The sequence below is a fragment of the Bradyrhizobium macuxiense genome (assembly GCF_007993935.1).
Classification (GTDB): Bacteria; Pseudomonadota; Alphaproteobacteria; order Rhizobiales; family Xanthobacteraceae; genus Bradyrhizobium; species Bradyrhizobium macuxiense_A.
Genome location: NZ_VITY01000018.1, coordinates 1 through 12169, shown reverse-complemented (window position 1 = coordinate 12169; position 12169 = coordinate 1). Strand labels below are relative to the sequence as shown.

Annotated in this window: 14 protein-coding genes and 1 riboswitch; of the genes, 9 read left to right on the top strand and 5 right to left on the bottom strand. The window is 65.9% G+C overall.

From position 1 onward, the window contains the following. Positions 1–77: 77 nt before the first annotated feature. Positions 78–292, bottom strand: a riboswitch (cobalamin riboswitch). Positions 293–328: 36 nt separating this feature from the next. Continuing rightward, positions 329–982, top strand: coding sequence for a cob(I)yrinic acid a,c-diamide adenosyltransferase (cobO, locus tag FBZ93_RS34910; protein WP_146991949.1), 654 nt, complete (start codon positions 329–331; stop codon positions 980–982). Between the two features lie 11 nt (positions 983–993). Then, positions 994–2442 carry a cobyric acid synthase gene (locus tag FBZ93_RS34905; RefSeq protein WP_146991948.1) on the top strand — a complete coding sequence of 483 codons (1449 nt, stop codon included), beginning with the start codon at positions 994–996 and terminating at the stop codon, positions 2440–2442. 1 nt (position 2443) lies between these two features. Here the strand turns inward: FBZ93_RS34905 and cobD are convergent, their stop codons facing one another. Next, positions 2444–3409, bottom strand: a complete 966-nt coding sequence (cobD, locus tag FBZ93_RS34900) for a threonine-phosphate decarboxylase CobD (RefSeq protein ID WP_167529356.1) — start codon at positions 3407–3409, stop codon at positions 2444–2446. 11 nt (positions 3410–3420) lie between these two features. Then, positions 3421–4344: an adenosylcobinamide-phosphate synthase CbiB gene (cbiB, locus tag FBZ93_RS34895; protein WP_146992068.1), complete on the bottom strand. Its 924-nt coding sequence runs from the start codon at positions 4342–4344 to the stop codon at positions 3421–3423. Positions 4345–4513: 169 nt separating this feature from the next. Between cbiB and cobU the strand changes: the two genes are divergently transcribed. The 6 genes from cobU (at position 4514) to FBZ93_RS34865 (ending at position 8114) form a co-directional block, all read left to right on the top strand. Beyond that, positions 4514–5017, top strand: coding sequence for a bifunctional adenosylcobinamide kinase/adenosylcobinamide-phosphate guanylyltransferase (cobU, locus tag FBZ93_RS34890; RefSeq protein WP_146991946.1), 504 nt, complete (start codon positions 4514–4516; stop codon positions 5015–5017). Positions 5018–5048: 31 nt separating this feature from the next. Beyond that, entirely contained in the window at positions 5049–5681 is a 633-nt protein-coding gene (gene bluB, locus FBZ93_RS34885) for a 5,6-dimethylbenzimidazole synthase (RefSeq protein ID WP_146991945.1), read from the top strand. Further along, the gene (locus tag FBZ93_RS34880) at positions 5659–6003 is read left to right on the top strand and encodes a DUF1488 family protein (protein WP_146991944.1); all 345 of its coding nucleotides are present in this window, start codon (positions 5659–5661) and stop codon (positions 6001–6003) included. The genes bluB and FBZ93_RS34880 overlap by 23 nt, the downstream gene beginning before the upstream one ends. Next, positions 6000–6191: a CbtB domain-containing protein gene (locus tag FBZ93_RS34875; RefSeq protein WP_021082128.1), complete on the top strand. Its 192-nt coding sequence runs from the start codon at positions 6000–6002 to the stop codon at positions 6189–6191. The genes FBZ93_RS34880 and FBZ93_RS34875 overlap by 4 nt, the downstream gene beginning before the upstream one ends. 10 nt (positions 6192–6201) lie before the next feature. Next, positions 6202–6939, top strand: a complete 738-nt coding sequence (locus FBZ93_RS34870; protein WP_146991943.1) for a CbtA family protein — start codon at positions 6202–6204, stop codon at positions 6937–6939. Positions 6940–7073: 134 nt separating this feature from the next. Beyond that, a complete protein-coding gene (locus tag FBZ93_RS34865; RefSeq protein ID WP_146991942.1) occupies positions 7074–8114 on the top strand; it encodes a LacI family DNA-binding transcriptional regulator in 1041 nt (346 codons plus the stop codon). A gap of 6 nt (positions 8115–8120) precedes the next feature. Here the strand turns inward: FBZ93_RS34865 and FBZ93_RS34860 are convergent, their stop codons facing one another. Together FBZ93_RS34860 and FBZ93_RS34855 are read right to left on the bottom strand one after the other, a co-directional pair. Further along, entirely contained in the window at positions 8121–8531 is a 411-nt protein-coding gene (locus tag FBZ93_RS34860) for a (R)-mandelonitrile lyase (protein WP_146991941.1), read from the bottom strand. 151 nt (positions 8532–8682) lie between these two features. Next, positions 8683–10314 (bottom strand): flavin-containing monooxygenase, encoded by a 1632-nt coding sequence (locus tag FBZ93_RS34855; protein WP_146991940.1) that lies wholly within the window; start codon positions 10312–10314, stop codon positions 8683–8685. Positions 10315–10490: 176 nt separating this feature from the next. On the opposite strand from FBZ93_RS34855, the gene FBZ93_RS34850 reads away from it, so the two are divergent. Beyond that, on the top strand, positions 10491–11717 hold the full coding sequence (locus FBZ93_RS34850) for an ABC transporter substrate-binding protein (protein WP_146991939.1): 1227 nt from the start codon (positions 10491–10493) through the stop codon (positions 11715–11717). Positions 11718–11968: 251 nt separating this feature from the next. On the opposite strand, the gene FBZ93_RS34845 is transcribed toward FBZ93_RS34850, so the two are convergent. Further along, a partial coding sequence (locus FBZ93_RS34845; protein ID WP_146988716.1) for an IS30 family transposase occupies positions 11969–12169 on the bottom strand: 201 nt, incomplete at its 5' end.

The following is a 12169-nucleotide window of genomic DNA, read 5'->3' as shown; positions in this document are numbered from 1 at the left end:
AGCGGGAAGCGATGAGGCACACGAACCGGATGGTAAATCGGTTCGTTCCCCGTCGCGGAACACCCCGTCCGCCGGTCTCACAACATGCTGCGTTGGCAGGTCTCCCGGCTTGCGGAGTAGGATTTTTCCTTTGATGCCCACCTTCCCGACTCCTTACGGAATCAGTGGCCTGGGCATCTCTCCGGTGACGGTCGCGGGGGCGGCTGCGTTTCGGGCCGACCTTGCGGTCTCAGCCCTATCGCATTCCCTGTTCGCCTGTCGTAGGACAGGAACCAACGCGGGCCCACCATTCGTCCAAGCCCCGCACTTGTCAAGCCGAAGGAACGTGATGATTTCTGATGGAAACGACGCTGAGGACGGCGCCGTCGGCGCCGACCCATCGCTGGACGCGCGCCATGCCGACAAGATGGCGAAAAAGAAGGCCGCCCGGGATCGCATCATGGCGACCAAGAGCGGCGAAAAGGGCCTGATCATCGTTCATACCGGCGCCGGCAAAGGAAAATCCTCCTCCGCCTTCGGCATGATCGTCCGCTGCGTGGCGCACGGCTTTCCCTGCGCCGTGGTGCAGTTCATCAAGGGGGCCTGGGATACCGGCGAGCGCCGCCTGCTCACCGGGCATTTCGGCGATCTCTGCCAATTCCACGCGATGGGCGAAGGCTTTACCTGGGAAACGCAGGATCGCGCCCGCGACATCGCGGCAGCGCAAGCCGGCTGGGAAAAGGCCAAGCAGCTGATATCAGACCCGAGCCTGCGCATGGTCGTGCTCGACGAGATCAACATCGCGCTGCGTTACGACTATCTCGCGGTCGCCGATGTCGTGGAATTCCTGACGACGTCGAAGCCGCCGATGACCCATGTCGTGCTCACCGGGCGCAACGCCAAGGAGGAGCTGATCGAGATCGCCGACCTCGTCACCGAGATGACGCTGGTGAAGCATCCGTTCCGCTCCGGCATCAAGGCCCAGCCGGGCGTCGAGTTCTGACAGACATCGCCATGGCACGCGCATTGATGATCCAGGGTGCCGGCTCGGACGTGGGCAAGTCGCTCATCGTCGCGGGCCTCGCGCGCGCCGCCAGACGACGCGGCCTGCGCGTGCTGCCGTTCAAGCCGCAGAACATGTCGAACAATGCGGCCGTGACCGTCGATGGCGGCGAGATCGGGCGCGCGCAGGCGTTGCAGGCGCTCGCCGCCGGCGTCGAGCCGCACACCGACATGAACCCGGTGCTGCTGAAACCCGAGACCGATGTCGGCGCCCAGATCATCGTGCACGGCAAACGGATCGCGACCGCCCGCGCGCGGGAATATGCCGGCATGAAGCCACAGCTGATGGGCGCAGTGCTGGAGAGTTTTGCGCGGCTGAAGGAGCGCGCGGACCTCGTGCTGGTCGAAGGCGCCGGCAGCCCGGCCGAGGTCAACTTACGCAAGTCCGACATCGCCAATATGGGCTTTGCTCGCCGGGCCGACGTGCCCGTGGTGCTGGTCGGCGACATCGACCGCGGCGGCGTGATCGCGCAGCTCGTCGGCATCAAGACCGTGATCGATCCCGACGATGCCGCGATGATCCACGGCTTCGTCATCAACAAATTCCGCGGCGATCCCTCACTGTTCGATGACGGCTACCGCCTGATCGAGGACCGCACCGCCTGGCGCGGCTTTGGTGTGCTGCCGTGGTTCGGCCGCGCCGGCGAATTACCTGCGGAAGACGCGCTCGGGCTCGGCGACGCGCGCAAGCCCGGCCAGTGCAAGATCGCGTTTCTGGCACTGTCGCGGATCGCCAATTTCGACGATCTCGATCCGCTCAAGCTCGAGCCCGGCGTCGATCTCGTGATGGTGCGTCCGGGCGAGGCCATCCCCGGCGATGCCAGGCTCGTCATCCTGCCCGGCTCGAAATCGACCCGCGGCGACCTCGCCTTCCTGCGCGCGCAAGGCTGGGATATCGATCTGTTGGCGCATCATCGCCGCGGCGGCCATGTCCTCGGCCTGTGTGGGGGCTACCAAATGCTTGGCGAGAGCGTCGCCGATCCCGATGGGATCGAGGGCCCCGCCGGCGAAACGCGCGGCCTCGGGCTGCTCGACGTCACCACAACCATGACCGAGCAGAAGACGCTGACCCGCGTCAGCGCCGTGCACGCGGCGACCGGTCAGCCGATCAGCGCCTACGAAATCCACATCGGGCGCACCGACGGCCCGGATCGCGTGCGGCCGTTTTCGATGCTTGGCGGCTCGCCGGAAGGCGCCAGGTCGCGTGACGGGCGCGTTCACGGCAGCTATCTGCACGGCCTGTTCACCTCGGACGAATTCCGCAAGGCATTCCTTGCGCAGCTCGATATCCCTGCGGCGGATCAGCCGTACGGCGCCAGGGTCGAGAGCGCGCTCGACGCGCTTGCCGAGCACATCGAAGCCCATCTCGATGTCGACGGCCTGCTCGCGCTGGCGCGCTGAATCAACGCGACAACACGGCTAAGAGCCGAGACCATTCGGCCTCATTGCCGGGCAGACCAAGACGCAGCCATCCCGGCTTTTGCTGGAAGACGCGCGACCAGATCAATCCGCGGGCAAGCGTCTCCTGCGCGGCGAGCGCATCGCCGGTCTCGTAGAGCCGGAACAGCGGCGTGCCACCGACCAGCATCCAGCCCCGCGATTGCGCCGCCGCGTCGAGCCTGACGCAGTCGTCCGCCAGCCGGGCGGTCGTTGCCCTCGCCCAATCGTGGTCGAGCAAGGCCCGCCGACCGATCGCGATCGCGGCCCCCGAAACCGGCCACGGCCCGGTCATTGCGGCAAGCGCGGCGATATCAGCCTCGCTGCCGACAGCGAAGCCGAGCCGCAAGCCGGCAAGCCCGTAGAACTTGCCGAAAGAGCGCAGGATCACGAGCCCCGCGCGTCCTGCTTCTGCTGCAAGCGAGATGCCGGGTACGGCGTCCGCAAAACTCTCGTCGATCACGAGCCGGCCGACGCGTGGCAGCAGCGCCAGCAGGTCGTCCCGATCATGGCGTCTTCCGTCGGGGTTGTTCGGATTGACGACGACGGCAACATCGGCTCCCGCGAGCGCCGCAAGCTCGGACACCTCGGCAAGGTCCCAGCCCGCCGCCGACAACACGCCGGCATACTCATTATATGTAGGCGCCAGGATGCGGGCCCGTCCGCGCGGCGCCAGATGCGGCAGCAACTGAATGGCGGCCTGCGCACCGCCCATCGCCACGATCGGCGCGCTGGTAGCGTAGGCCCGCCGCGCGGCGTCGTGCAGGGATTCGATTTCGGATCGCGACGGCAACGCACTCCATTGCCGCTGATCCACGCCGACGTCAGGATAGGACACGCGATTGATCCCAGTCGACAGGTCGATCCAGTCTTCCGCTGTGCCGCCGAAGCGTTGCTGGGCGACGTCGAGATTCCCGCCATGCTCACGCATCCGCCGCTCCTTCACGCCAGCGCCAGGGCCACGAAGGCCGCTGCCAATAGGATCATGGCGTAACGATAGAGTTTCAGCCCGGTGAGGACATCAGCGGCGGCCGGATCGCGCGCGCCGTCATTCAGCCAGGGCTCGTCCGCGATGCTGCCGTGATAGATGCGCGGTCCGCTGAGCCGCACCCCGAGCGCGCCGGCCATCGCCGCTTCCGGCCATCCGGCGTTGGGCGAGCGATGCCGTCGCGCATCGCGCAGCATGCATGACCATGCCTGCGAGCGGTTTGGCGCGAGCAGCACGAACAGAACACCGGTCAGCCGCGCCGGAATGAGATTGGCGAGATCGTCGATCCGCGCCGCGGCCCAGCCAAAGGCTTCGTGCCGCTCGGTGCGATGGCCGATCATGGAATCCAGCGTATTGATCGCCTTGTAGCCGAGGATGCCCGGCAGGCCGAACAGCGCGCCCCAGAACACCGGCGCCACGATACCGTCGGACGCATTCTCGGCAAGGCTCTCGATGGTCGCGCGCGCGATGCCGGCATCGTCGAGCGTGGCCGGATCGCGTCCGACAATCTGCGCAACCGCTGAACGCGCGGCCGCGATGTCGCCGGAGACAAGCGGATGGGCCACTGCGGCGACATGGTCGTGCAGCGAGCGCAGCGCCACCAGCGGCCATGCCAGCACACCCACGACAACGACATGCACCCATCCGGATGCGAGCGCGGACTGAACGGCCCAGCCCAGCGCCGCCGCCAGCGCGATCACCAGCACGGCCGCCGCAACACCGGCGGCGCGACGCAGCGCGGGCGGATCGGAGGCCCGGTTCCAACTGGTATCGAGCAGATGGATCAAACGGCCGAGCCAGGTCACGGGATGGCCGATGCGGGCAAACAGCCACGCCGGCCAGCCGATCACGGCATCCACAGCCATCGCCACCGCCATCGCTCCCGCAAAACCCACTTAACCCTCTCCTCGCCGCGATCCCCCTGATGCGCAAGACATTGCGCGAGCGCAAGCCCTCCGCGGGCGGATTTCGGCTTTGTGTTTTACCGCGATTGGTGGTTAGAGCGTTTTTGAGCGAAGCGGATCCCGCTTCGCAGCAGGAGACCATATGACCGTCATTCTGATCACCGGCGGAGCCCGGTCCGGAAAGAGCCGGCGCGCCGAACTTCGCGCGCGCAGCTTTCCAGGTCAGCCGGTCTATGTTGCGACCGCCGAGGCGCTGGATGCTGAAATGGACGAACGCATCGCTAGGCATCGCGCACGGCGCGGCGGCGACTGGATCGAACGCGAGGTGCCGCTCGATCTGGTTGATGTGCTGTCCGAGACCGATCGCGGCGGCGCAAGGCTGGTCGATTGCCTGACGCTGTGGCTGTCCAACCTGCTGCATGCGGAGCGCGACTGGTCGCAGGAAGTCATGCGCCTTGCGGAGGCACTGCCGCGCCAGCACAGCCCGGTCGTCCTGGTCACCAACGAGGTTGGCCTCGGCATCGTGCCCGACAACGCGCTGGCGCGAACTTTTCGCGACGCTGCCGGCCTCATGAACCAGACCATCGCAGGTGTGGCTGAGGAAGTGGAATTCGTCGTGGCAGGCTTGCCGATGAAGCTCAAATGATGTCCGCTATCAAGCGTATCAAGGCCCCGCGATGATCTCATTCGACGACGCGTTTCGCCGGCAACTGCACGAGCTGTTCGTGTGGCGGCGCGACGTGCGGCGCTTCCGGACCGATCCACTGCCGGATGGCTCGATCGAGCGGCTGATCGAGATCGCCTGCCTGTCGCCTTCGGTCGGGTTGAGCCAGCCCTGGCGGTTCGTCATTGTCGACGATGCAGCACGGCGCCGCGCCGTGATCGACGACTTCAAGACCTGCAACGCCGAAGCGCTGCGCTCCTATTCGGGCGAACGCGCCGCAAAATATGCCGCGTTGAAATTATCAGGCCTCGAGGAAGCGCCGGGCCACCTTGCGGTGTTCGCCGAGAAGAGCGACCAGATCGGCTCCGGCCTCGGCCGCGCGACGATGCCGGAGACGTCTGAATATTCCGTGGTGGCCGCGATCTGCTCGATGTGGCTTGCCGCGCGTGCCGAAGGCATTGGGCTCGGCTGGGTCTCGATCCTCAATCCGGGGCGTGTTCGTGACATCCTGGAGATACCGGACGGCTGGAAATTTATCGGCTACCTCTGCATCGGTTACCCCCAGGCAGAGTGTGACCGTCCCGAGCTCGAGCAGGCCAAGTGGGAATCGCGGCGAGGTCCCGGTGAATTCACCATCCGGCGCTGACGAATCTCCGACCGGCAGCGGCGCCGCGAACAGCGCCGCCCACTGGCGCGCCGACATCGCCTCCTTGGCGTTTCCCGTCCCGGAGCACGGTGCGATCTGCGCGGTGCATCGGGGTGCGTTTCGGACGCTGCTCGGCGCAGAGCCGGTGCCGGAGGCCTGCCTCAGTTATTTCGAGCGCCATACAGGCGCATTCAGAGCCGCGGCACGCGCCAAGATCCTGCGCAAGCGCATCCCTTCTGGAACAAATCTGCATCTTACCAGTCGCGACATCGCCCGAAAGGTGCTAGAAGCCGACCAAATCGAACGTGGAGAACGATCATGAGCCAGTCCCAGACCGCGCAAGCCCAGCATCTGCCGGTTGCCACCCGACAGGTCGGCCGGCTTGCCCAGTCCCTGATGGCGATGACGCTCGGCCTGTTCATCGTCGGCGTGGTCGGCTTCTCGCACATCGACGTGATCCACAACGCCGCGCACGATGTGCGCCACTCCAACGCATTCCCCTGCCACTGACCTCGTCGGCATGAGCACGTTTCGCTCGATCGTCTTCTCGTCGGTCATCGCCGGTTTCATCGTTGGCCTGATCGTCACCGCGGTCCAGCAGTTTAGCACCGTTCCCCTGATCCTCAGGGCCGAGGTCTATGAGAAGGCGGCCGAGCACAAGCACGAAGCCTCAGCGCCGCCGCAGGCCATCCTCGTCCACGATCATGCCGACCATGATCACGGCGCCGAGGCCTGGGAGCCGAAGGACGGGCTGGAGCGCAATCTCTATACGGCGGGCGCGAACATCCTGACCGCGATCGGCTTTGCGCTGCTGCTCTGCGGCTTCCTCGCGGTCCGCAGCGGCGCGACCGGCGAGCCGATCTCGTGGCACGAAGGCCTGATGTGGGGCCTCGCGGGCTTTGCCGTCTTCACCATCGCCCCCGGCCTTGGGCTGCCGCCTGAATTGCCGGGCGTGCCCACTGCTCCACTGCTGTCGCGTCAGATCTGGTGGACGATCGCGGTGCTGGCGACAGCAGCGGGCCTCGGGCTGATCGTGTTCCGCCGCTCGATGCCGGCCGCGATCGCCGGCGTGGTCCTGATCATGCTGCCGCATCTGATCGGCGCGCCGGAGCTCGAGCATGTCGAGACCAACGTGCCGTCGTCATTGTCGCATCAGTTCGTGGTCGCGGTCACGCTGACCAGCCTGGTGTTCTGGTCCCTGCTCGGCGGCCTGACCAGCGCCGCCTTCGCCTATTTCGACCGGCCCGCGTCGGCGTAGCGCCGCAACCGCAGCGGCAGGAATCATTTGAGATTCGTGGCCGAGCCTGATTAGGATCGGCTACGTCGTCCGCTGCACGCCGCAACTGGCGCGCCTGGCGACGGCATTGCCGAACCGACAGGGCCCGACCACGAATGACAAAGGCGCGACGGACACGACCGACGATTCGTGACGTCGCCGCCGAAGCCGGCGTGTCGGTTTCGAGCGTCAGCCGCACGCTCAATGGCGGCATCTATACCAGCGCGGAACTGCATGCCCGCATCATGCGCGCGGTGAAGCGTCTCGGCTTCGAGCCGGACCAGGCGGCGCAGGCGCTGCGCTCGCGGGCCTCCAACACCATCGGCTGCATGGTGGCCGACTTCTCCAATCCGCACTATACCGGCATGGTGAGCGCGGCGGAGGAGGAGTTCCAGCGCGCCGGCTTCCTCCTGATGCTGGCCGCGACCAAGCACGAGGAGGCGCGCGAGGCCGCGTTCCTGTCGGCGGTGCGGCGCCGCCAGATGGATGGCTTGCTGCTGTTCGCCGGCGACAATTCCCACAAGGACTTCATGAAGGGGCTCGCGACGCTCGACCTGCCTTGCGTCACCGTCGACCGCGAGGTGCCTGATAGCGTCCCGGTTCGCGTCGATCACCGCGGCGGCGCGCTGGAGGCGACGCGCTATCTGATCGGCCTCGGCCATCGCCGGATCGCGCTGCTCACCGGAAGCGCCGCGGTGCTGCCGAGCTCGGAACGGCTCGCGGGCTACCGGCAGGCGCATCAAGAGGCGAAGATCGAGGTCGATCCCGGCCTGATCCGCCCGCATATGCAGGGCGCCAACACTGCGTTCAGCTCGGTGTGCCAGCTCTTGCAAATGACAAAGTCGCCGACCGCAATCATCTCGCTCGGCACCAGCATGCTGGCCGAGGTGCTGGAAGCGATCACCAGCAACGGCCTGCGCTACCCGCAGGACGTCTCGATCGTGTGCAGCGGCGACACCGACCTCGCCCGCCATGCGACGCCGGCGATCTCGGCCTTGAGCTGGGACATGAACGAAGTCGGCCGCACCGCAGCGCGGCTGCTGCTGGAGCGGATCCGCGACAGCGACAAGCCCGGCAGCAGCGCACCGGTATTCCTGCCGACGCGCCTCATCCTGCGCCACTCCTGCGCCGCGCCGGCGACGCGCGGGCGGAAGTAACGCCGGTTAATCGGCCTGCGGCGCCGCGGCGTATTGCGCGTCGGAGACGTGCTCCATCCACGTCGCGTAGTCACCGTCGAGCGCTTCGTGGATGGCGATGTGGCTCATGCCCGTGGTTGGCGCCGCACCATGCCAATGCTTCTCGCCCGGCGGAATCCACACCACATCGCCCGGACGGATCACGCGGATCGGGCCGTCCCAGCTCTGCACATATCCCGCGCCGGCGGTGACGTAGAGCGTCTGGCCGAGCGGATGGGTGTGCCAGGCCGTGCGCGCCCCCGGCCCGAACGTGACGCGCGCGGCCTGCACCCGCGCCGGTGCGGGCGCATTGACAATCGAGTCAGCCCAGACCGTGCCGCTGAACCACTCGGCGTTGCCGCGGCGGCTCGGGACCGTTCCTGCGCGCTTGATGTCCATCTTCAGTCCTCCAACTCTTCCAATCTGGAAACGGTTCCAATTCTATCCGTCATTGCGAGCGAAGCGAAGCAATCCATACCTCCGCCGACGCGGAGCGATGGATTGCTTCGTCGCTTCGCTCCTCGCAATGACGGAGAGCAAAGCGCCCGCCTCAGCGCAACTCAAAACCCTCGTAACCACGCTGCGCGATTTGCGCGATGCGATGGCGGTAGCCCTGGCCGACATAGGGCATGAACACCCGCGGCTTGCCGGCGATGTTGGCGCCCTGGTACCAGGAATTGGCCTTCGGATAGAGCGTGCGGCTGGCAGCGTCAGCGACATGCGCCATCCAGGCGCGCTCGGCATCGCGATCCGGCTCGATCCGCGTTTGTCCGTTGGCGCGCATGCTGTCGAGGCACGCTGCGATCCACTCGACATGGTTCTCGCAGGCGTGGATCACATTACCAATAACTGATGGGCTCCCCGGCCCGGTCACGACGAACAGGTTCGGAAAGCCCGACACCATTAGGCCGAGATAGGCGCTGGGCCCGCCGGCCCAGGCCTCGTTCAATGTCGCGCCGTCGCGGCCGCGGATTTGCATCGCGGCGAGCGCTCCCGTCATCGCGTCATAGCCGGTCGCCAGCACCAGCGCATCGACCACGAAGGACCGTGTCGCGGTCTCGAGGCCGGTCTCGGTGACCGCCGTCAGCGGTTCTGTGCGCAGATCGACCAGCTCGACATGCGGCAGATTGTAGGTGGCAAAATAACCGGTATCGATGCAGATGCGCTTGACGCCGAGCGGATAGTTCTTCGGCGACAGCGCCTCCGCCGTCGCCGCGTCGTTGACGATGCCGCGGATCTTGTCCCGCACGAAGTCGCAGGCGACGTCGTTGACGGCCTCGTCGGTCAGGATGTTCGGGAACGCGGTCAGGATGCCGCCGCCGCCCTGCTCCCACAGCTGTTCATAGCGCGCCCATTGCACGTCGCGGTCGGGCACCGCAGCGTCGAATGCGTTCGCGGGCACCCGCCCGAATTCCGGCGTCTCGAGGCTTTCGCGATATTTCGCGATCAACGGCTCGGCGGCCGCGATATCGGTGTCGGACAGCGGCGCATTGCGTGCCGGCACCGAGTAGTTCGGCGTGCGCTGGAACACGGTCAGGCGGCTTGCCGCCTTGGCGACCATCGGGATGGTCTGCACACCCGACGAGCCGGTGCCGATCACGGCAACACGCAAGCCCGAAAAGTCGACCTCCTCATGCGGCCACTGCCCGGTGTGATAGACCGGCCCGCCGAAGCGCTCCAGTCCCGGCAGCTTCGGCTTGTTGGGCACCGACAGATTGCCGGTCGCCATCACGCAAATGGATGCGACGATGCAATCGCCGCGATCGGTGCGCACCGTCCAGCTCTCGCCGGCTTCGTCCCAGTCGGCGCTGGTCACGCGCGTATCGAAGCGGATCAGGGAGCGCAGCTCAAACCGGTCGACGACATGCTGCGCATAGCTCAGGATCTCCGGCTGCGCGGCGTATTTCTCGCTCCAGCGCCATTCCTGCCGCAGTTCCTCCGACCAGGTGTAGGAATAGAACAGGCTCGGTATGTCGCAGCGCGCGCCGGGATAGCGATTCCAGTACCAGGTGCCGCCGACGTCGGACGCCGCCTCGATGCCGATCACCTTGAGCCCGAGCTCGCGCAGCCGGTAGATCGCATACAGCCCGCCGAAGCCGGCTCCCACCACGACGGCATCGCATTCGGCGACCAGCGGCGGCCTCGCGCCATGGTCCGGGCTCGTCTGCTCCAGTCTGCTCATTTGTCACATCTCTCCGGCCGCAGGGAATATTGCCATCGGTGGCAACACGCGCTAATCTGGAAACGTTTCCAGACCGGAAGCGCATACGATAATTGTTGCCGGGCGTCAACGCGCAGGCCGTCCAGGCCCGCGCACGTCACAAGGCGATCAGCGAATAATCAGGGAGTGAACGAGGGATGTTGGACGGATTTTGTCTTCGCGCGTGGCTTGCGGTCGCGGCAACGCTCAGTGCGCTGTCGCCGGCGCTCGCGCAGAAGAACTACGGCCCGGGGGTCTCGGATGCCGAGATCAAGATCGGCAATATCATGCCCTATAGCGGCCCCGCGTCCGCCTACGGCGCGATCGGCCGCACCGAAGCGGCCTATTTCAGGATGATCAACGATCAGGGCGGCATCAACGGCCGCAAGATCAATTTCATCAGCTACGACGACGGCTTCTCGCCGCCGAAATCGGTCGAGCAGGCGCGCAAGCTGGTCGAGGGCGACGAGGTGCTGCTGGTGTTCCAGCCGCTCGGCACCGCGCCCAATGTCGCGATCCAGAAATACCTGAACGGCAAGAAGGTCCCTCACCTCTTCATCGCATCGGGCGCGACGCGCTTCGGCGATCCCCAAGGCTTTCCGTGGACGATGGGCTGGCAGCCGAACTACCAGAGCGAAGGGCGGATCTACGCCAAATACATCCTGGACAAGTTCCCGAACGGCAAGATCGCGGTGCTCTGGCAGAACGACGATGCCGGCAAGGATGCGCTCAAGGGGCTGCGCGACGGCCTCGGCGACAAGGCCGGCAGCATGATCGTCGCCGACAAGTCCTACGAGCTGACCGATCCGACGCTGGATTCGCAGATCGTGGCGCTGCGCGCCTCGGGCGCCGACATCCTGTTCAGCTGGGCAGCCCCGAAGGGCGCGGCGCAGACCATCAAGAAGGTCGCCGAGCTCGGCTGGAAGCCGACGTTCTTCCTGACCTCGACCGCAACCTCGGTCGCTTCGGTGATGCGCGCCGCGGGCGTCGAAAACTCGCAAGGCATCATCTCGGTCGCCTACCTCAAGGATCCGACCGACAAGATCTGGGCCGATGACGCCGAGACCAAGGAGTGGCGGGCGTTCATGGACAAATACATGCCCGACGGCGACAAGACCAACGGCAACCACGTCTATGGCTACGCCGCCGCGCAGACGCTCGCGCAGGTGCTCAAGCAATGCGGCGATGACCTGACGCGCGAGAACGTGATGAAGCAGGCCGCCAGCGTGAAAGACTTTGCGCCGAAGATGATCCTGCCCGGAATCCGGATCAACACCAGCGCGACCGACTTCCGTCCGATCGAGCAATCGCAGCTGATGCGATTCGAAGGCGAGAGTTGGACGCTGTTCGGCAACATCATCACCGGCGAGGTCGGCAGCGAGTAACCTCGGACAATCATGTCACGAGAATGCAGCGCCGTGGTCCACCGCCCGCGCAACACACTCGGTGTCGTCCCTGCGAAAGCAGGGACCCATAACCACAGATGCGGGTTGTTGCGTAGTGGCAGAACGACGAGTCCCGTTCACAATCTCCGCCGCGGAGTATGGGTCCCTGCTTTCGCAGGGACGACGCGCGGGAAGAGTTGTGTACTCCTCCAATGTCATCGCCCGGCTCGACCGGGCGATCCAGGGCGGATTCAACCGCTCGTCGCAACACTCTGTGTATCGCTCACTCGGAGCAGTTCGTCGAGGGTTTCTGCCGGTGTTTTCCAGCCGAGGGTTTTGCGGGGCCTGGTGTTGAGTGCAAGAGCCACGGCCTCAAGATCATCAGCATCGTGCATGCTGAGATCCGTCCCCTTTGGAAAGTACTGGCGCAGCAACCCATTCGTGTTCTCGTT

What these genes read in the sequence shown, in the direction of transcription:
- FBZ93_RS34870 (WP_146991943.1), top strand. Translation starts at nt 6,202, where the DNA reads ATGAGCACGTTTCGCTCGATCGTCTTCTCGTCGGTCATCGCCGGTTTC.
- FBZ93_RS34865 (WP_146991942.1), top strand. Translation starts at nt 7,074, where the DNA reads ATGACAAAGGCGCGACGGACACGACCGACGATTCGTGACGTCGCCGCC.
- bluB (WP_146991945.1), top strand. Translation starts at nt 5,049, where the DNA reads ATGATCTCATTCGACGACGCGTTTCGCCGGCAACTGCACGAGCTGTTC.
- cobD (WP_167529356.1), bottom strand. Translation starts at nt 3,409, where the DNA reads ATGCGTGAGCATGGCGGGAATCTCGACGTCGCCCAGCAACGCTTCGGC.
- FBZ93_RS34850 (WP_146991939.1), top strand. Translation starts at nt 10,491, where the DNA reads ATGTTGGACGGATTTTGTCTTCGCGCGTGGCTTGCGGTCGCGGCAACG.
- cobO (WP_146991949.1), top strand. Translation starts at nt 329, where the DNA reads ATGATTTCTGATGGAAACGACGCTGAGGACGGCGCCGTCGGCGCCGAC.
- FBZ93_RS34860 (WP_146991941.1), bottom strand. Translation starts at nt 8,531, where the DNA reads ATGGACATCAAGCGCGCAGGAACGGTCCCGAGCCGCCGCGGCAACGCC.
- cbiB (WP_146992068.1), bottom strand. Translation starts at nt 4,344, where the DNA reads ATGGCGGTGGCGATGGCTGTGGATGCCGTGATCGGCTGGCCGGCGTGG.
- FBZ93_RS34855 (WP_146991940.1), bottom strand. Translation starts at nt 10,314, where the DNA reads ATGAGCAGACTGGAGCAGACGAGCCCGGACCATGGCGCGAGGCCGCCG.
- FBZ93_RS34905 (WP_146991948.1), top strand. Translation starts at nt 994, where the DNA reads ATGGCACGCGCATTGATGATCCAGGGTGCCGGCTCGGACGTGGGCAAG.
- cobU (WP_146991946.1), top strand. Translation starts at nt 4,514, where the DNA reads ATGACCGTCATTCTGATCACCGGCGGAGCCCGGTCCGGAAAGAGCCGG.
- FBZ93_RS34875 (WP_021082128.1), top strand. Translation starts at nt 6,000, where the DNA reads ATGAGCCAGTCCCAGACCGCGCAAGCCCAGCATCTGCCGGTTGCCACC.